Annotated in this window: 20 protein-coding genes and 1 tRNA gene; 9 read left to right on the top strand and 12 right to left on the bottom strand. The window is 73.4% G+C overall.

Annotation, left to right across the window (positions count from 1 at the left end; all coding sequences use genetic code 11):
• Position 1 precedes the first annotated feature (1 nt).
• The 6 genes from ACIA6B_RS28820 to ACIA6B_RS28795 all read right to left on the bottom strand — a co-directional run bounded on the left by ACIA6B_RS28820 (position 2) and on the right by ACIA6B_RS28795 (position 5,465).
• On the bottom strand, positions 2–898 hold the full coding sequence (locus ACIA6B_RS28820) for an inositol monophosphatase family protein (RefSeq protein ID WP_396778096.1): 897 nt from the start codon (positions 896–898) through the stop codon (positions 2–4).
• 21 nt (positions 899–919) lie between these two features.
• Positions 920–1,573: a hypothetical protein gene (locus ACIA6B_RS28815; RefSeq protein WP_396778095.1), complete on the bottom strand. Its 654-nt coding sequence runs from the start codon at positions 1,571–1,573 to the stop codon at positions 920–922.
• Positions 1,570–2,580 (bottom strand): hypothetical protein, encoded by a 1,011-nt coding sequence (locus tag ACIA6B_RS28810; protein WP_396778093.1) that lies wholly within the window; start codon positions 2,578–2,580, stop codon positions 1,570–1,572. Before ACIA6B_RS28810 ends, ACIA6B_RS28815 begins: the two co-directional genes overlap by 4 nt.
• A gap of 43 nt (positions 2,581–2,623) precedes the next feature.
• Positions 2,624–3,412 carry a class I SAM-dependent methyltransferase gene (locus ACIA6B_RS28805; protein WP_396778091.1) on the bottom strand — a complete coding sequence of 263 codons (789 nt, stop codon included), beginning with the start codon at positions 3,410–3,412 and terminating at the stop codon, positions 2,624–2,626.
• Between the two features lie 140 nt (positions 3,413–3,552).
• Positions 3,553–4,494, bottom strand: coding sequence for a TolB family protein (locus tag ACIA6B_RS28800; RefSeq protein WP_396778089.1), 942 nt, complete (start codon positions 4,492–4,494; stop codon positions 3,553–3,555).
• Positions 4,491–5,465, bottom strand: a complete 975-nt coding sequence (locus ACIA6B_RS28795; RefSeq protein WP_396778088.1) for a TolB family protein — start codon at positions 5,463–5,465, stop codon at positions 4,491–4,493. The genes ACIA6B_RS28800 and ACIA6B_RS28795 overlap by 4 nt, the downstream gene beginning before the upstream one ends.
• A 139-nt stretch (positions 5,466–5,604) precedes the next feature.
• On the opposite strand from ACIA6B_RS28795, the gene ACIA6B_RS28790 reads away from it, so the two are divergent.
• The 4 genes from ACIA6B_RS28790 to ACIA6B_RS28775 are packed head-to-tail and all read left to right on the top strand — an operon-like array spanning position 5,605 to position 7,104.
• Positions 5,605–6,198, top strand: coding sequence for an HD domain-containing protein (locus ACIA6B_RS28790; protein WP_396778086.1), 594 nt, complete (start codon positions 5,605–5,607; stop codon positions 6,196–6,198).
• 47 nt (positions 6,199–6,245) lie between these two features.
• The gene (locus ACIA6B_RS28785) at positions 6,246–6,725 is read left to right on the top strand and encodes a DUF2975 domain-containing protein (RefSeq protein WP_396778084.1); all 480 of its coding nucleotides are present in this window, start codon (positions 6,246–6,248) and stop codon (positions 6,723–6,725) included.
• A complete protein-coding gene (locus ACIA6B_RS28780; RefSeq protein WP_107158121.1) occupies positions 6,725–6,943 on the top strand; it encodes a helix-turn-helix transcriptional regulator in 219 nt (72 codons plus the stop codon). Before ACIA6B_RS28785 ends, ACIA6B_RS28780 begins: the two co-directional genes overlap by 1 nt.
• Positions 6,940–7,104 carry a hypothetical protein gene (locus tag ACIA6B_RS28775; protein ID WP_396778082.1) on the top strand — a complete coding sequence of 55 codons (165 nt, stop codon included), beginning with the start codon at positions 6,940–6,942 and terminating at the stop codon, positions 7,102–7,104. The genes ACIA6B_RS28780 and ACIA6B_RS28775 overlap by 4 nt, the downstream gene beginning before the upstream one ends.
• Before the next feature lie 32 nt (positions 7,105–7,136).
• On the opposite strand, the gene ACIA6B_RS28770 is transcribed toward ACIA6B_RS28775, so the two are convergent.
• Together ACIA6B_RS28770 and ACIA6B_RS28765 are read right to left on the bottom strand one after the other, a co-directional pair.
• Positions 7,137–8,336, bottom strand: coding sequence for an RtcB family protein (locus tag ACIA6B_RS28770; protein WP_396778081.1), 1,200 nt, complete (start codon positions 8,334–8,336; stop codon positions 7,137–7,139).
• A gap of 24 nt (positions 8,337–8,360) precedes the next feature.
• Positions 8,361–8,434 (bottom strand) — tRNA-Glu (locus ACIA6B_RS28765).
• 361 nt (positions 8,435–8,795) lie between these two features.
• On the opposite strand from ACIA6B_RS28765, the gene ACIA6B_RS28760 reads away from it, so the two are divergent.
• The 4 genes from ACIA6B_RS28760 to ACIA6B_RS28745 all read left to right on the top strand — a co-directional run bounded on the left by ACIA6B_RS28760 (position 8,796) and on the right by ACIA6B_RS28745 (position 12,919).
• Positions 8,796–10,061, top strand: a complete 1,266-nt coding sequence (locus ACIA6B_RS28760) for a helix-turn-helix domain-containing protein (protein ID WP_396778079.1) — start codon at positions 8,796–8,798, stop codon at positions 10,059–10,061.
• A gap of 155 nt (positions 10,062–10,216) precedes the next feature.
• Positions 10,217–11,455, top strand: a complete 1,239-nt coding sequence (locus tag ACIA6B_RS28755; RefSeq protein ID WP_396778078.1) for a helix-turn-helix domain-containing protein — start codon at positions 10,217–10,219, stop codon at positions 11,453–11,455.
• A gap of 92 nt (positions 11,456–11,547) precedes the next feature.
• The gene (locus tag ACIA6B_RS28750; RefSeq protein WP_396778076.1) at positions 11,548–11,751 is read left to right on the top strand and encodes a hypothetical protein; all 204 of its coding nucleotides are present in this window, start codon (positions 11,548–11,550) and stop codon (positions 11,749–11,751) included.
• Positions 11,738–12,919: a helix-turn-helix domain-containing protein gene (locus ACIA6B_RS28745; protein ID WP_396778075.1), complete on the top strand. Its 1,182-nt coding sequence runs from the start codon at positions 11,738–11,740 to the stop codon at positions 12,917–12,919. Before ACIA6B_RS28750 ends, ACIA6B_RS28745 begins: the two co-directional genes overlap by 14 nt.
• A gap of 20 nt (positions 12,920–12,939) precedes the next feature.
• Here the strand turns inward: ACIA6B_RS28745 and ACIA6B_RS28740 are convergent, their stop codons facing one another.
• Positions 12,940–13,332: a hypothetical protein gene (locus tag ACIA6B_RS28740; protein WP_396778073.1), complete on the bottom strand. Its 393-nt coding sequence runs from the start codon at positions 13,330–13,332 to the stop codon at positions 12,940–12,942.
• A gap of 152 nt (positions 13,333–13,484) precedes the next feature.
• On the opposite strand from ACIA6B_RS28740, the gene ACIA6B_RS28735 reads away from it, so the two are divergent.
• Entirely contained in the window at positions 13,485–14,258 is a 774-nt protein-coding gene (locus ACIA6B_RS28735) for an alpha/beta hydrolase (RefSeq protein ID WP_396778071.1), read from the top strand.
• A 9-nt stretch (positions 14,259–14,267) separates the two neighbouring features.
• Here ACIA6B_RS28735 and ACIA6B_RS28730 read toward each other — a convergent pair whose 3' ends face one another.
• The 3 genes from ACIA6B_RS28730 to ACIA6B_RS28720 all read right to left on the bottom strand — a co-directional run bounded on the left by ACIA6B_RS28730 (position 14,268) and on the right by ACIA6B_RS28720 (position 16,682).
• On the bottom strand, positions 14,268–14,774 hold the full coding sequence (locus tag ACIA6B_RS28730) for a DinB family protein (RefSeq protein ID WP_396778069.1): 507 nt from the start codon (positions 14,772–14,774) through the stop codon (positions 14,268–14,270).
• A gap of 69 nt (positions 14,775–14,843) precedes the next feature.
• Entirely contained in the window at positions 14,844–15,650 is an 807-nt protein-coding gene (locus ACIA6B_RS28725) for a M15 family metallopeptidase (protein ID WP_396778068.1), read from the bottom strand.
• A 69-nt stretch (positions 15,651–15,719) separates the two neighbouring features.
• The gene (locus ACIA6B_RS28720) at positions 15,720–16,682 is read right to left on the bottom strand and encodes an acetylxylan esterase (RefSeq protein WP_396778066.1); all 963 of its coding nucleotides are present in this window, start codon (positions 16,680–16,682) and stop codon (positions 15,720–15,722) included.
• Positions 16,683–16,774: the final 92 nt, after the last annotated feature.

Genomic DNA, 16,774 nt, shown 5'->3' with positions numbered 1-16,774 from the left:
CTCACCAGCCGACCGTGCCCAGGCTGATCGGGGTGAGCTGGCGGACCTGGGGCTCGATCCACTGCGCCGCGGTGACCAGTTTGACCAGCCGGTCGATCGTCTCCGGTGGGCCGGCGACGAAACTGCGTCGGTCGGCCGGGCAACCGTAGCGGTCGTCGAACGGGCCGCCGTCGAGCGCGCGTACCACCATGCCGGCCTCGGCGGCCAGCAGCAGCCCGGCCGGCAGGTCGACCGCCTCCGGGCGGTAGCCGACAATGCCGTCGATGTCGCCCCGGGCCAGCATCACCCAGGACAGCAGCGGCGCCCACAGTTGCAGCACCCGGCGGGCGGTGGTGTCGAGGACGACCTTCAGCGCCCGGGCGGTGCTGTCGTCGCGGCGTACGCCGTGGCCCTGGGTCCAGGCCAGCACCGGCGCGGCCGGCACCGGCCGGTGGGCGGTGCGCAGCGGACGGCCGGCCGGGTCCGCACCGTGCACGAACGCGCCGTGGCCGCGCAGCGCGGACCAGGTCCGGCCGGCGACCGGGTCGTGCACCACGCCGAGCACCGGCGAGCCGCGTTCACACAACGCGATGCCCACCACGTACGCCGGCAGGCCGATCGCCACGTTGTTGGTGCCGTCGAGCGGGTCGACCAGCCACGCCCAGGTGGTGTCCGGGGCGTACTCGCCGCCCTCCTCGGCGATCACCCCGTGCTCCGGCCAGCGGGCCCGGATCCGGTCGACGATCAACCGCTCGGCGGCCAGGTCGAGGTCGGTGACCAGGTCACCGGAGTCGTCCTTGGCCCGGGCGTGCACCTCGCCCCGGATGCCCCGGCGCAGCAGTCGGCCGGCCGCCCGGGCGGCGTCCACCGCGAACCGGTGCGCGTCGCGCAGGTCGGGCCCGCCTCTGTTCGGCTCCACGTCCACGGCTCCTCCAGCCAGTCAGCCCCGTGCCACCAGTCGCGCGATCTCCCGCGCCATCCGCGCGGTCTCCGCCGCGTCGCAGCGGTCCCGGCGGACCCGGTGGCTGCGCCCGTCCACCGCGCCGAGACTCAGGTCGCACGCGCCGGGTGTGGTCCGGCCGAGCGCCACGGTCACCGCGGGCGTGCCGGCGGCCACCTCCGAGGTGTGGAAGCCACCGGCGCGCAGCGCGTACGAGTCGCCGGCGGTGTGCGTCTCCACGGTGGCGGTCATCGCGGTGACCAGACGGTCGGTGGCGGCCACCTCGTCGACCTCGCCGAGGCTGTGCACCTCGTAGATCCGCCAGGAGGGGTCGGCGGGCGCGTCGGTGACGTCGATCAGCTCGTTGCGGACCGTGCCGTACAGCACGCGGCTGAGCAGGTCCCAGCTGTGCGAGTGCATGGTCGAGGTGGTGGGGCGCACCGGCGGCGGGTCGGCCGGCCAGGCGTGCACGCAGATCCCGTCGGGACCGTCGCGCTCCACCGGCAGGCAGGTGAAGCCGAGCGGGTGCCGGACCGCCCGCAGTGGTCGCCGCCCGTCGGCGACGTCGGCGAGCACGTGCAGCACCCAGTCGCGCAGCAGCTCCGGCCGGGTGCCCCGGTCGATCTCGCGGGCCAGGTCGGCGTAGCTGGTCATGCGTACGGGTTCCTCGCCTGGAGGGCCTTGCGCACGATCTCGCCGACCTCCCGGTCACCGAAGGACCGGGGCAGCGGCAGCCCGAGCGCGGCGAACAGCCGGCGGACCTGTTCGACGGACGGCTCGTCGTCGAGGCGGACCTGACCGGCGGACTCGATCGGCACCCGGCGGCTCTGCCGGCGGCTGTAGTCGAGTTCGATGTTGAACCGGTTGTAGTAGACCTCGCCGCGGTCGATGCGCAGCGCGGGCGTCTGCGGGTTCTCCTGGGTGATGACCACACAGGAGGAGGAGAGGTCGTAGCGGAACGTGGTCATCTGCGCGGAGAGCCGGATGTCGACGGTGAGCAGGCCGGAGCGCTGCATGTGCCAGCAGGCGGCCAGCACCGTCGCGTACGACTCCTTGCGGGTGCGGTCGACCGTCCACGGCTCCTTCGGCTCGGTCGGCTCGTCGGCTTCCAGGCTGCGCCGGAACCACGCGTACCGCTCGCAGACCTCCTCGTCGGTCGGGTCGATGATCTCGATGGCGAGGCTGAGCGTGGCGTTGCGGCGGCGGGCGTGTTTCAGGCACTCGGGCAGCGTGACGGCGCGCAGGTAGGTGCCGGTGCCGCCCTTGAAGTGCCACTGGTCGGTGTGCTGTCGTGCCTCGTCGAGCGCCTGGCCGACCTCGCTGCCGTGCAGCACCCGGACCATGGAGGCGCTCTGGATCGCCTCCCGGGAACGGGTCAGCGCACCCTCCGGGCCGGTGAGCGCAGCCATCGGCGGGACCAGGTCGGTGAGCCGGGCGCGGACGTCCACCATGACCTGCCGGACCTCCTGCTCGGCGGTCCGGCGGCGCAGCCGGTCGCGCAGCACCGCCTGGGCGAGCAGGCCGAGGACCAGCAGGATGGCGCTGTTGACCACGTCCTGGCTGACGGTGTTGGTCAGGCCGAGGACGGCGACCGTGACGGCCAGCAGCAGACCGATGAACGCGTCGAGATTGCTGACGACCCAGCCGAGCAGGCGCGCCATGACATCCCCCGGTCGACGACGGAGCCTCCATGATAGCCCGTTGTCAATGCTCGATCACGCCCCGTCTCGCCGGTGGCGGCGGTGTGCCGCGTCGCCGGGCGGCGCAGATCAACGAACCGCCGAGACCCGGCGCGGCCCGGGCCAGCCACCGCGAGGCGACCCAGCGTCCGCCCGGCAGCCGCCAGCCGACCTCGTTGGAGCGCATCGCCAGCGGGAGGAAGCCGGCGCGGCGCAGCGTGCGCCGCAGCAGCGACGCGGTGAACGGGCGGATGTGCAGCCAGAGGTAGGGGTGCAGCGGGTCGACCTGGCGCGGCGCCCGGCCGGCGAGGAAGGCCAGCCGGTCCTGCACCGGGGCCAGGTTGGGGGTGGTGAGCACCAGCAGGCCGTCCGGGGCCAGCACGCGGTGGCACTCCCGCAGCAGCGCCAGCGGATCGTAGACGTGTTCGATCAGCTCGCCGGCGAGCAGCCCGGCGAAGCTGCCCGCCCGGAACGGCAGGCCCCGGGTGGCGTCCAGGCAGACCGGCAGCGCCGGCCCGCCGGCCGCCCGCCGGGCCGTGCCCAGCGCGGTCTCGGCCATGTCGGCCAGCACGAGCGGGCCGGGCAGCGCGGCCGGGTCGAGCATGCCGCGCGACCCGCAGCCCAACTCCAGCACCGGTCCGTCGCCGGTCACCCCGTCGCCCATCAGCCGGGCCGCGACGGCGCGGCGCACCCGGTGGTACGGGTCGTCGACGTACCCGTCGACCTGCGCGCCGTCGTGGTAGCTGTGGTGGTTGGCGTGCCGGCCGTGCGCCTGCGCGCGGTGCGCCGAAGTCCCGGTCGGCGGCTCGGCCATCGCATCCTCCACAGCGGTCGCCGGCCCCGTCGGCGGCGTCCACCCCAAGCCTCGCACCACGCGCGCCCGGTTGCGGGGATCTCCACCCCGGATACGTTGACGCGGCGGCCGTGGCCCGGCCGCCGCGTCGTCCGGGCGGGTCAGATGGCCCGCGCCCAGTCCACCCGGGAGGAGTCGTCGTACTCGTCGCCGGGGATCCACCACGGCTCACCGAAGCCGCTGGTGAAGACGATGATGTTGCCGCCGTCGGGTTCCGGGTTGGTGGGCGGCACCGACAGCGCCGCGCAGTAGCGCCCGTCCGGGGAGAACACCGGCGACTGGAAGAAGCGCGGTTCGTCGGTGAGCCGCCTGAGACCGGTGCCGTCGACGCGCACCGAGCCGAGCGAGCCGCCGAAGACGTCGACGTCACGGGTCCAGTGGTTGCTCACGAACACCACCCGGCCGGTGTCCGGGGTGAAGACCGGCCAGCCGAACAACTCGCCCGGATCGGGTTGGTAGATCCGGCGCACCTTGCCGGTGGCCAGCTCCAGGGTCCGCAGTTGGCGCCCCTCGGACCGGCTCGACCACTCCATCACGATCAGCGAGCCGTCGCGGGACCAGTTCGGTCGCGCCATGTCGTGGCCCGCGACGAGGACGCGGCGGGCGCCGGTGGCCACGTTCACCGCGATCAGCGTGTTGTGGTTGACCAGCAGCGCGATCTCGGTGCCGTCCGGGGACCAGGTCGGCCACTCGTAGTAGACGCCGAACGGGTCGGTGATCAGCGTGCGGCTCTGCCCGGTGACCCGGTCGTACAGGTCGAGGGTGGGGTCGAAGGCCGGGCCGGGTTTCTGGCCGAGTACGGCCAGGTGGCGGCCGTCCGGGGAGGCGGTCGCGGCGTTGCCCTGGGAGAGCAGCACCTGCGGGGTGGTCCGGCCGGGGTTGATCTGGAGCACGCCGGGGCCGGTGACGATCCACGGCCCGTTCACCACGTCGTCGGCGGCGGCCGGCGCGCCGGCGACCAGTCCTCCGGCCAGCCCGGTCGCGGCGGCGGCGCCGGTGAGCACGGCGGCGCGCAGCAGGGCTCGACGGTTCATCGCGCTCATGCGGGCACCTCCGTGGTGAGCGCCCGGGCCCAGTCCAGCCGGGTGCTGTCGTCGTACTCGTCGCCGGGGATCCACCACGGCTCACCGAAGCCGCTGGTGGAGACGATGATGTTGCCACCGTCGGGCTCGGTGTTCTCCGGCGGGATGGACAGCGCCGCGCAGTAACGGCCGTCCGGGGAGAACACCGGCGACAGGTAGAACCGCGGTTGGTCGGTGAGCTGCTTCAGCCCGGTGCCGCCGAGCCGCACCGACGCCAGCGACTGGTTGTAGGTGTCCCGGTCGGGATACCAGCGGGTGGTGCAGAACACCACGCGCTGGGAGTCGGGCGTGAACACCGGCCCGCTGACCCGCTCTCCCGCCTGCGGCGCGTAGAGCCGCCGGACGGTGCCGGTCGCCAGCTCCAGCACCCGCAACTGCCAGCCCTCGGAGCGGCTGAGCCAGTGCAGGACGATCATGGAGCCGTCCCGGGACCAGTCCGGGTCCCGCATGACGTGCCCCTGGGCCAGCACCCGGGTGGCGCCGGTCGCCACGTCGACAGCGATCAGCGTGTCGTCCTGCGCGCCGGTGACCAGGGCGATCTCCCGGCCGTCCGGCGACCAGGTGGGCGCGCCGTAGTGAACGCCGGGCGGGTCGGCGAGCAGCGTGCGCCTCTGGCCGGTGACCCGGTCGTGGACCGCCACGTAGGGCAGCAGCGTGCCGTCGCCCGACCAGGCGGTGTTCACCCAGGCCACGTACCGGCCGTCGGGTGAGGTCTTGGCGTGGTCGCCGTCCTCCAGCAGCCATCGCGGGGTGGTGCGGCCGGGGTCGACCTGGCGCACTCCCCAGCCGACGCTGACCAGCCAGGGCCCGTTGACGGTCTCAGCAGCGGCGGCCGGTGTCGCGGCGGCCGTCCCGCCGGCCAGTCCGGTCGTGGCGGCCACGCCGGTCAGCGCGGCGACGCGCAGCAGATGACGACGGTTCAACTCGATCATGCGAAATCCCCCGTGGTAGACATCGCTCCACCCTCCTGACAGGACGGAGACGCGGGGATCGGGCGAGCGGACCGTTCACCGTCGGCCACTCGGTCAGGACGCGGGGTGAGCGGCGTCGACGCCCGGTACCCTCGCCCCGGTGACCTCCGACGCGTTGCGCCGTGCCCTGACCGAACCGGGTGACCCGCCGCTGCTCCCGCTGCCCGGGGTGGCGGTCGAGTTGCTGGCCGCCCTGTCCGCGCCGCCCCGGCTCGGCGCGCACCTGCGGCTGGTGCACGACGTCGCCTGGCACCTCACCGCCGCGTTCGCCGAGCGTTTCGCCGCGGTGCCGTTCGACAGGCAGGCGGTGCTCTTCGGCGCCGCGGTGCACGACCTCGGCAAGGTCGAGCACCCGGCCGAGCTGACCGGTCCCGGCTCGGCGCACGAGGAGGCGGGCTACCAGTTGCTGCTGCGCTTCGGCGTGCCCGAGGAGCGGGCCCGCTTCGCGGTCACCCACGCCGCCTGGCACTCCCCCGGCGTGCAGTTGGAGGATCTGCTGGTCAGCCTCGCCGACAAGGTGTGGAAGGGCCGGCGGGTCACCGACCTGGAGCAGCTCGTGGTGGACCGACTCGCCGACATCACCGGGCAGGAGCCCTGGCAGACGTTCCTGGACCTCGACGACGTGCTGGCCGACCTGGCCGCCGGCGCGGACCATCGGCTGGCCTTCCAGGCCGAGCACCCGGTGCACGGATGAACCCCGAACCGATTGACTTTCGATAGCTTACGAGTGATAGTCGATTCATGGTGACTACCGAACGTGCGGTGACCGCACTGCGTGCCTTCCTCGTCCTGCTGTTCGGCATTCTGCTGCTGTTCCAGACCATGTCGCTGCCGGGCCAGTTCGCGCACCTGGCCCGGGAGGATCCGGAGATGGCATACCTGCGCTGGCCGGCCACCGCGGTGACCGTGTTCTGGGTGCTCTGCGTGCAGGTGGTGATCATGTGCACCTGGCAGTTGCTCACCCTGGTCCGCACCGACCGCATCTTCACCGAGGCGTCGCTGGCCTGGGTCGACGGGATCGTCTGGGCCGTCGCCGCCGCCTGGGCGAGCCTGGTCGCCGTCTTCCTCTACGTCGGGTTCCACGCGAACGACCCGGGGCTGCCGCTGCTGCTGTTCCTGCTCACCACCGGCGTCAGCGTGCTCGGGCTGCTGATGGTGGTGATGCGCGCGCTGCTGCGGCAGGCCACCACGCTGCGCACCGACATGGAAGCGGTGATCTGATGCCCATCGTCGTCCGCATCGACGTCGAGCTGGCCAAACGCAAGATGAGCGTCGGCGAGTTCGCCGAGCGGGTCGGGCTCACCCCGGCCAACGTCGCGGTGCTCAAGAACGGCCGCGCCAAGGCCGTCCGGTTCAGCACCCTGGAGGCCATGTGCCGGGTCCTCGACTGCCAACCCGGCGACCTGCTCGAATGGGTCGCCGACGGGGAGGAAGCATGAGATACGCGCTCACCGCCCTGGCCGTCCTCGCCGTCGCGCTCGGCGTCGCCGGCTTCGGGTACGGGGAAGTCGACGACTCCCCCGGCCTCCAGCTCCTGTCCGCGCTGCTCGTCATCGGCGCGGTCGCCGTCGCCGTGCGCGTCGCCCGGCGTACCCGGTAGGGCCGGCGCCCCCTCGACGCCGGCCCCGCCGGTCAGCCCTTCACGCAGACGACCTGCTTGAGGTGGGCGACCACCTCGACCAGGTCCTCCTGCTGGGCCATCACCTCGGTGATGTCCTTGTAGGCGGCCGGGATCTCGTCGACCACCCCGGCGTCCTTGCGGCACTCCACGCCGGCGGTCTGCGCGGCCAGGTCGGCCGTGCTGAACGTCCGCTTCGCCTGCCCCCGCGACATCCGCCGCCCCGCGCCGTGCGACGCCGAGCAGTACGCGTCGAGGTTGCCCCTGCCGCGCACGATGTACGAGCCGGTACCCATCGAGCCGGGAATGATGCCCAGGTCGCCGTCGCCGGCCCGGATCGCCCCCTTCCGCGTCACCAGCACCTCCACCCCGTCGTAGCGCTCCTCCGCCACGTAGTTGTGGTGGCAGGAGATCGGCTCGTCGTAGCCGACCAGCGGGAACGCGTCCCGGACCACCTGGCAGAGCAGCGCCAGCATGACCGCCCGGTTGCGCCGCGCGTACTCCTGCGCCCACCACAGGTCCCGGCGGTAGGCGTCCATCTCCGGCGTGCCGGACAGGAACACCGCCAGGTCACGGTCGGGCAGGTCGGTGTTGTGCGGCAGCCCGCGCGCCACCGCCATGTGCCGCTCGGCCAACTCCTTGCCGATGTTGCGGGAACCGGAGTGCAGCATCAGCCAGACCCGACCGTCGTCCGGGCCGCCCTGCTCCAGGCAGACCTCGATGAAGTGGTTGCCGCCGCCGAGCGTGCCGAGCTGCCGCTGCGCCCGCGTCTCGAGCTGCGCCACCCTCCGGTCGAGCGTGCCGAACCGACGCCAGAAGTCGACCCAGCCGGCCTGCTCCAGGCCCCGCACCCGACGCGGGTCGACCGCGTCGTCGCGCATCGCGAACCCGACCGGGATCGCCGCCTCGATCGCCGAGCGCAGCGGCCCGAGGTCGTCGGGCAGGTCGGCGGCGGTGAGCGAGGTCCGCACCGCGGACATGCCGCAGCCGATGTCCACACCGACCGCGGCCGGCGAGACGGCCTGCCGCATGGCGATGACCGAGCCGACCGTCGCGCCCTTGCCGAAGTGCACGTCCGGCATCACCGCGACGCCCTGCACCCAGGGCAGCGCGCCGATGTTGCGAAGCTGCCGGGCCGCCTGCGCCTCGATCGCGTACGGGTCGGTCCAGACCCGGACCGGCGCCCGGGTACCGGCCAGCGGGGTGAAACCCATGATCGTCTCCTTGCTCGTGGGATGTGGGCCGTACGGGACTCGAACCCGTAGCCTCCCGGGTGAGAACCGGGTGAGCTGCCCGTTTGCTCCAACGGCCCGTGTCGGGACGGACGTCCCGGGCGGTGCTGGTGTCCGTGCCGGAATGCGCCCCGGACACGGAGAACCGCCCGGCTCCGGTCTGGGGCGGGCGGTTCGCGCGGATCGTCGCATCGGCGCTAGGCGCGCCACCACCCCGGTTGCCACCGCTGTTCCCGGCGGCCACCGCGGCCCGGTTCGGGCAGCAGGGCACCGGCGCGCGGCGCGGGCCGCTCGGCTCGGGTGCGATTCTGCCGCGACACGGTGTGCTCCTGGGGGCTGGAACCGGTTGACGTTGCCCGTTCACGGTACGGCCGCGTCATCCGGCCGGCAACGCGATATTCACGAGGGCGTTGATCGGCACCACTTCGCCGAAGTGGCGGCATGGCCAACCGCGTGATGCCACCACTTCGGCGTAGCGGAGTCGATCCCACCCGCGGGACGTCACGCACAGCTCAGACCGGTGTACCGTCCGAAGTGGCCTTCTACGTCGCGTCGGGCAGGCTGCCGCGTCAGTGGAGTTTGGGGGTGACGCCCGTGCCGCCTGTCTGGGATGGCCGATTCGGTCCTGAGCTACGCCGGCTCCGCATGTCGGCAGGGCTCTCGCTGCGGCAGCTCGCTCCACTCGTCCTCTCCAGCCGAGGTCACCTGCACGACCTGGAGACGGGACGACGTCAGCCGACAGTCGACCTGGTCGGCCGGCTCGACACCGCGCTCCGAGCCAACGGCCTGCTAGCCGGCATGCGGCACCACCAGGCTGCCGCCCCGGCCGATCCGGAGCGGTTGGCCTACGTTGCCCGACATCCCCGCCGGGTCGACCACGTGACGCTGCATGCCCTGGCAGAGTCGCTCGCCGCCCACCGCCGGCTCGAAGACACCCTCGGCTCCACATCGCTGCTGCCGACGGTCCGCGCCCAACTGGACATGCTGACCACGCTGGTAGCCGAGGCCACTGGCACCCTCCGACCACAGGTGGTCGACGTCGCCGCGCAGTGGGCACAGTTCGGCGGCTGGCTGCACGCCGCGAGTGATCGGCGGCGTCTTGCCGGGCGTTGGTACCGCACCGCGCTGGAGTGGAGTACGGAAGCCGGCAACCCGGACATGATCGCCACCGTACTCAGCATGCGGGGGCACCTGGCCTGGTCGGAACGCCGCGTGGATGCGGTCATCGACCTTTCCGCAGCAGCGGCCCGGCAGCCGGCAAGCCCGGGTGTGCGAGCGATCGCGGTCCAGCAGCAGGCCCGTGGTCATGCCCTGACCGGGGAGGCGAGCGCCGTGACCGGGCTGCTCGATCGAGCCGCCGACCTGCACGAGGCGGCCGGTCAGGCCCTCGACCGGGAGCCGCCGTGGATCTACTTCCACTCGCCCGCCTATCTCACCATGCAACGTGGACTCGCGTACCGGCTCCTCGGCCGCGACGCGGACGCCATCGAGCATCTCCGGCGCGGGCTGGCCGGGCTGCCGGCAGAGGCGGCCGGGGCCGCGTGGACGGGTCCCTATCTCCTACGCCTCGCGGCGGCGCTCGCGGACACCGGGGACACCACCGAAGCCCTCGACCTCTACGAGCGGGTCCAGAGTCTCGGCCGAGCCACCCGCACGGCCACGCTCGTCGACCAGGCGGAGACCGCCGTCCGCGAGCTGTCCGTGTAGCGCACGCGGCGGCGTGATACCACCACGTCGGCGAACCTGAGTCGATCCCACCCGCGGGACGTCACGCACAGCTCAGACCGGTGTACCGTCCGAAGTGGCAGCTCATCCGCCTGCACGTCGATGGGCGGCCGGTCGTTGCGGCAGCGGGAGATGGCATGGCTGAACCCACCGTCGGGGAGCGTCTCGCCGGGCTCCGTCGTGAGTCGCGGCTGACCCAGGAGCAACTGGCCGAGCGCTCCGGGGTCAGCGTCGAGGTGATCCGGAAGCTGGAGCAGGGCAGCCGGGGCACGGCTCGCCTCGACACGCTGCATGCGCTCGCGCGGGCCCTGGGTGTGTCGACGTCCGGGTTGCTCGGCGACGCGTCGCAGGCCGCCGCGCGCGGCGAGGCGGAGCACCGGCCATTGTCGCTGGCGGAGATCCGCCGGGTCGTCACCCCGCTGCGGGGAATCGACGGCACGCCGTTCATGGTGCCGCGGAGCGAGCCACCCGACCTCCGCACGTTGCGCGGGAACCTGCACGCCGCCGATCGGGTCTACAACGCCGGTGACTACGCGGTGGCGTTGCGGGTGGTGCCGCCGTTGCTGGTCGACGTGCGCGCGGCGGTCGGTCTGGCCGGCGACGAGCGGCAGGCCGAGGCGTACGACCTGCTCGCCCGCACGTATCACCTGGCCGGCGGTCTGCTGATCCAACTTCGCGCCGACGACCTGGCGCAGACCGCGCTCTCGGGTGCCCTCGACGCCGCGCAGCGCTCCGGGGACCAGGTGGTGGCGGCGACCGTCATCCGGACGATGTGCTGGCTGCTGATGCGTCAGGGCCGGATCAGCGAGGCGGCCGAACTGGCGGTGGTCACCGCCGACGAGGTGGAGCCGCGGTTGTCCCGGGCGACGCCCGCCGACCTGGCCGCGTGGGGGTGGTTGCTGCTGGGCGCCGCCGCCGCGCGGGCCCGGGACAACCGGCCGGACGAGGTGGCCGACCTGATCGGCGTCGCCGCTGCCGCCGCGGTCCGGATCGGTGAGCGGATACCGGCGGCGGACCAGTTGATGCTGGTGGGTGGCTTCGACAGCGCCAAGGTGCAGATGCAGCGGGCGGAAGCGGCGGCGGTGGCCGGTGAGGCGGGACGGGTGCTGGAGCTGTCCGCGTCGGTGCCGCCGGCGCCCACCATCAGCACGTCGGCATGGCGCCGGCACCGACTGGACCTGGCGTGGGCATACGCGGATCTGCGGCGTTACGGGAAAGCGACAGCGGTGTTGACACAGTTGCGCGACACGGCGCCGACCTGGCTGCGGCAGCAGCGGTACGCGCGGGACATCGTGGACACCATCGCCACCGGACGCCGCCGGGCGATGACGGACGAGCTGGCCGCGCTGGCCGAGCTGATGGGTGGTGTGCGGTGACTGGTACAACGCGTCCGAGTCGATGACTCACGATCTCCGGATCGCACCATCCGCACCTTTCTGATCACCCTGAGTCACCGCAACCTGTGCTGGTGAGGCGCGTCGACGCGCCTCCGCCGATGGAGGTGGCGATGCCGAAGCGTGGCGACAGGCCGACTGCTGATCGGGGCGAGCAGATTCAGGCCGCCGAACGGGAGGCGGCGCGGCAGCGGCTGCTCGCGCAGGCCGAGGCGGACCGGATACCGGTCGAGGAGACGACCCGGGCGGTGCCGGACCGGCGGCATGACCGGCGGTGACGTGCCGGTCGGCCGCCGCGTCGCGCAGTGGCGGGTCCGGCGTCGGATGACCCAGCAGATGCTGGCCGACCGGTTGGGCAAGTCGAAGAGCTGGGTCGACAAGGTCGAACGCGGCGTACGCGCTCTGGACCGCTTCTCCGTCATCCAGGATGTCGCCCGGGTGCTGCGGGTGGAACCGGCGACGCTGCTCGGCCGGGAGGATCCGCCGCCGGTCCTTGGCGACGAGGGGGTGGACGGGGTACGCGCGGCGTTGGCGCGCTACGACCTGTTCCCGGCCGGTTCCGGCCGCCAGGATTCGGCGTCCACGGACGAGTTGGGCCGGCGGGTGGATCATGCGTGGTCGGCGTACCGGCACGCACGCTATCCGCAGGTGCTGCGCCTGGTGCCGGAACTGCTCGACGCGACCCGGGCGGCGCACGCCGGGGACGGCGACGGCGCCGGCGGGCTGCTGGTGCGGGCGTACCGGATCACGGCGTCGGTGCTGGTGAAACTCGGCGAGCCGGACCTGGCGTGGCTGGCGGCCGACCGGGCGGTGACGGTGGCGGCCGGTGATCCGAGGTGGACGGCGGTTGCCGCGGTGCCGCTCGGGCAGGCGCTGCGCGCCACGGGGCGGGGGCGGCTGGCGACGACGGTGACGATCGCCGCCGCGAACCGGACCGGCGCCCCGGCGGCGCGTGGCGGTTCGCCCGTCGGAGCGGCCCTGGCCGGGACACTGTGGGTCGAGGCGGCGCTCGCGGCGGCGTCCTGCGGCGACGCGCGCAGCGCGGCGGAGTGGCTGGGGGTGGCCGCCGGGATCGCCGGGCGGGCCGACCCCCACCTCGACGGGTTCGGGCCGGCTGCCGTGCAGGTGGCACACGTGACGGTGGCCGTCGAACTCGGCGACGGCGCCGAGGCGGTCACCCGGCACGAGACGGCGATCCGGTCGGCGGGCTGGCGGTGGTTGCCCGTCGAGCATCGCGCCGCGCACCTGGTCGACGCCGCGCGGGCGTACCTCCAGATCGGTGACCTGCTGCGGGCGGGCCGGGCCCTGACCGAGGCCGACCGGCTCGCGCCGGCCGAGGTCCGGATGCGGCCGGTGGCGCGTACCGTGCTGGCCGAGGTGGCGCGCGGCGGACCCGCGCCGGCCGGCGTGGCGCACCTGGCGGCGGCGGTCGGCCTCACCCGCTGACGCGGGCCGGGCCACCGGCCCTAGCCGGCCTGGGCCACCGGGTGACGCTTCATCTCCTCCATGAAGGGGAAACGAGCGGTGAGGTCGGTGAGCGTGGTGCCGGACCGCCAGGCGGCGGCCACCTGGGCGACCTGGAGCAGGTCGGTGGCGTCGCCCCGGGCCTGCACCTCGCCGTCGACCCGCAGGTCGATCATGAAGTAGCGGGCCTGGGCGCCGAGGCTCACGCAGACCACGCCCCGGTCGGAGGTCAGCTCGGCGCAGGTGAACCGGCTGCGGCCCTGCTCGGGAGCGCTGACCCGCCCGATGTCGAGCTGGTGGGCGGTCGCGGTCTGCGCGAGCGCGGGAGCCAGACCGCCGGGCTCGACCAGATCCGGGTAGAGGCGCACACCCAGTGCCGCCGAGACGTCGCTCATGACTGACTCCCACTTCCTCGTGACAGAGACCAGCAACGCGCAGGTTACGAACACGTTTCCGGCATGCATGCCCATCCTGTCCCGCGCGAAGGGCCCGCGGCAATAGGAACGGTCAATCCGCCCCCATCGGACCACCGGTACGCTGCCGGCTCATGGCGCGGATACGGTGTGACTTCTTCTCCGAGACGCTCGGCATGGGCACCTCGATGACGGTGCTGCTGCCCGACCGGGGCGCGGCCGGGATCGGCATGGCCGGCGCGGCCGGCGACGGAGATCCGCCGGTGCTGTACCTGCTGCACGGCCTCAGCGACGACGACACGGCGTGGACCCGGCGGTCGTCGGTCGAACGGTACGCCGCCCCGCTGGGGCTGGCCGTGGTGATGCCGCAGGCGCAGCGCAGCTTCTACTGCGACGAGGCGCACGGCAACCGGTACTGGTCCTTTCTCACCGAGGAACTGCCCGAGGTCTGCCGGTCCTTCTTCCGGCTCTCCACCCGCCGGGAGGACACGTTCGTGGCCGGCCTGTCGATGGGCGGCTACGGCGCGGTGAAGTGGGCGCTGCGCCACCCGGACCGGTTCGCGGCGGCGGCCAGCCTCTCCGGCGCGCTCGACGTGGTGCACCGGCGGCACCACCCGTCCAGCCCACTCGACCCGGCGGTGTGGCACACCGTCTGGGGCGACGGCCCGGCGCCGGACGGGGACGACACGGTGGCGCTGCTGGAGCGGGCCGGCGACGACCTGCCCGCGCTCTACGTCGCCTGCGGCACCGAGGACTTCCTGTACGAGGACAACGTCCGGTTCGTCGACACCGCCCGGCGGCGCGGCCTGCCGCTCACCGTGGACTTCGCCCCCGGCGACCACGACTGGGCCTACTGGGACGCCCAGATCGCCAACGTGCTCGCCTGGCTGCCGTTGCGCGGTCGCTGACCGGCACGCTCACACGCCGACGGCGCCGTCGACGGCTTCCCGGAGCAGGTCGGCGTGGCCGTTGTGCCGGGCGTACTCGTGGATCATGTGCAGCATCACCAGGCGCAGCGAGACGTCCTCGCCCCAGCGGGCCTGGTGGCCGGTCACGTCGAGCGACTTGGCCGCGAGCTCGATCCGGCGGGCGTGCGCGACCTCCCGCTGCCACGCCTCGAACGCCTCCGCGCGGTCGGCCTCGCGTGCGTCGTACGCCGCCTGGTAGTCGTCGGTCTCCGACCAGACCAGCGGCACGTCCTCGGCGGCGATGACGCGACGGAACCAGGCGCGTTCCACCTCGGCCATGTGCCGGACCAGGCCGAGCAGGGACAGCGTGGACGGCGGCGAGGACTGTCGGCGCAGCTGCTCGTCGGTCAGCCCCTCGCACTTGCGGGCCAGCGTGGCGCGGTGGAAGTCGAGGAACGCGCGCAGCGTCTCCCGCTCGCCGGCCCGCAGCGGCGGGCCGATCCGTTCGATGGTCACCGGGGACGTCCTTCCGGGGCGGGGTCGGTCCTCCGGAGCCTAACCGTCGTGGATCATGAGGCAACCGGGTTACCGCAGCGAGGAGCGGGCCACCGGGAAGTCGAACCAGGTGTCCGGGTACGGCTCGTCCACGTACCGGTAGTGCCACCACTCGCGGGGGTAGTTCTCGAAGCCCTGCGCCGTCATCAACTCCTTGAGCAGGGCCCGGTTCCGGCGGGCGGTGTCGGTGAGCCCCGGGGCCGCGGTGTGGGCGCGCGGGTCGAAGCAGTCGAACCCGGTGCCCATGTCGACCGAGTCGTCGGCGAAGCGCCGGCCGGCGGGCGCGGTGCAGGGCAGCAGCGGCTGGCCCGGCCGGTAGCCGGGCTGCGTGGGGGTGGGCGCCGGGACCAGGGTCAGGTCGAGCGTGCTGCCCCGGCTGTGCGCGGTGGGCGCGCCCAGGTAGCCGTCGGCGAAGAGCCGCTCCTTCGGCACGTCGGGGTAGAACTCCGCCTTCATCTGTTGCTCCTGCGGGCGCTTCGCCCAGGCGACGAACTCGTTCACGGCCCGCTGCGGGCGGTAGCAGTCGTACACCTTCAGGCTGTGGCCGCGGTCGAGCGCGGCGGCCTGCACCCGGCTCAGCGCCGCCGCGGCCCGGCGGGTGAGCAGGCAGAGCGGCTCGGGGTAGCCGTCGATCGGCCGGCCGACGAAGTTGTGCGCGCCCGCGTACCGGATGTCGGTGCGCACGCCCGCGTCGACGGTGGTCAGGTCGACGATGTCGGCCGGGGCACGGGGGCCGGTCGGGGTGGCCGACGGCGTCGGGCGCGGCGCGGGTCGCTGGCAGCCGGCGGCGAGGGCCGCGACCACCACGACCAGGACCACTGCCGTACGTCTGCGCACGCTGCCGTGTCTACCACGGGGTAAGGAGGGGCCCCTTGTTAACAGACGTCTGTTAACAAGGGGCCCTCCTTACCCCAGCGTCGCGTGGAGGAAGTCGACCGCGGCGGCGTCGTCGTCGATGCCGCCCGCCTCGTGGCCGTTGAAGCGCCAGACCATCAACTCCTTCTCGCCGCGGTAGTCGTGGTACGCGGCGTAGACCGTCGACGGCGGGACGATCTCGTCCATCAGCGCGACGGAGAAGCGGGCCGGCACGTCGGCGCGCCTGGCGAACGCGACGCCGTCGACGTAGCCGAGCGTGTGGAACACCTGTTCCGCCCGGTCCCGGTGCACGGCCAGGTAGTCCCGGATCTCACGGAACGGCGCCGAGTCGGTGAGCCCCACGGCGCGGGGGATGTCGCAGAGGAACGGCACGTACGCCACCGCCGCGCGCACCCCCGGGGCCAGCGCGGCGGCGGCCAGCGCGGCGGCCCCGCCCTGGCTGTGGCCCAGCACGGCGATCCGGGTCGGGTCGACACCCGGCAGTTCCCGGGCCGCGTCGACGGCCCGGACCGCGTCGGTGAGGAAGCGCCGGTAGTAGTAGCGGCGGGGCTCCTCCACGCCCCGGGTGGCCATGCCGGGCGCCTGCGGCCCGGCCGCCGCGACGTCCGGGGTGTCGCCGCGGCTCCACCCCGAGCCCTGGCCACGGGTGTCCATCTGGAGGTGGGCGAAGCCGGCGGCGGACCAGAGCAGGTTCTCCAGCGGGTGGCCCCGTCCGCCGCCGTAGCCGACGTACTGCACCACGGTCGGCAGCGGCGTGGACGCGCCGCGGGGCACCCGCAGCCAGGCCCGGACCGGCTGCCCGGCGAACCCGGGAAAGGTCACGTCGAAGACGTCCACGGCCGCCAGCGGGGTCGGCACCGGGGTCACGGTCACCGGGTCGCCGCAGGAGCGGGCCTCGGCCAGCGTCTCGGCCCAGAAGGCGTCGAAGTCGGCGGGTTCACGCAGGTCACTGCGGTGCTGGCGGAGCTCGGCCTCGGTCAGGTCGGTGAACACGCCTGGGCTTCCTCGTCGGGTCGGCATGGCACGTCGCGGCACGGTCGCCGACGCGTTTCCGGAAGGTTTCCGCAAGTTGTCCGAACGCTAGG

It is taken from the genome of Micromonospora sp. NPDC051141, assembly GCF_044455765.1.
GTDB lineage: Bacteria > Actinomycetota > Actinomycetes > Mycobacteriales > Micromonosporaceae > Micromonospora.
Note: the sequence above shows the minus strand (reverse complement) of the source record. Positions and strands in the feature narration are given on the sequence as shown.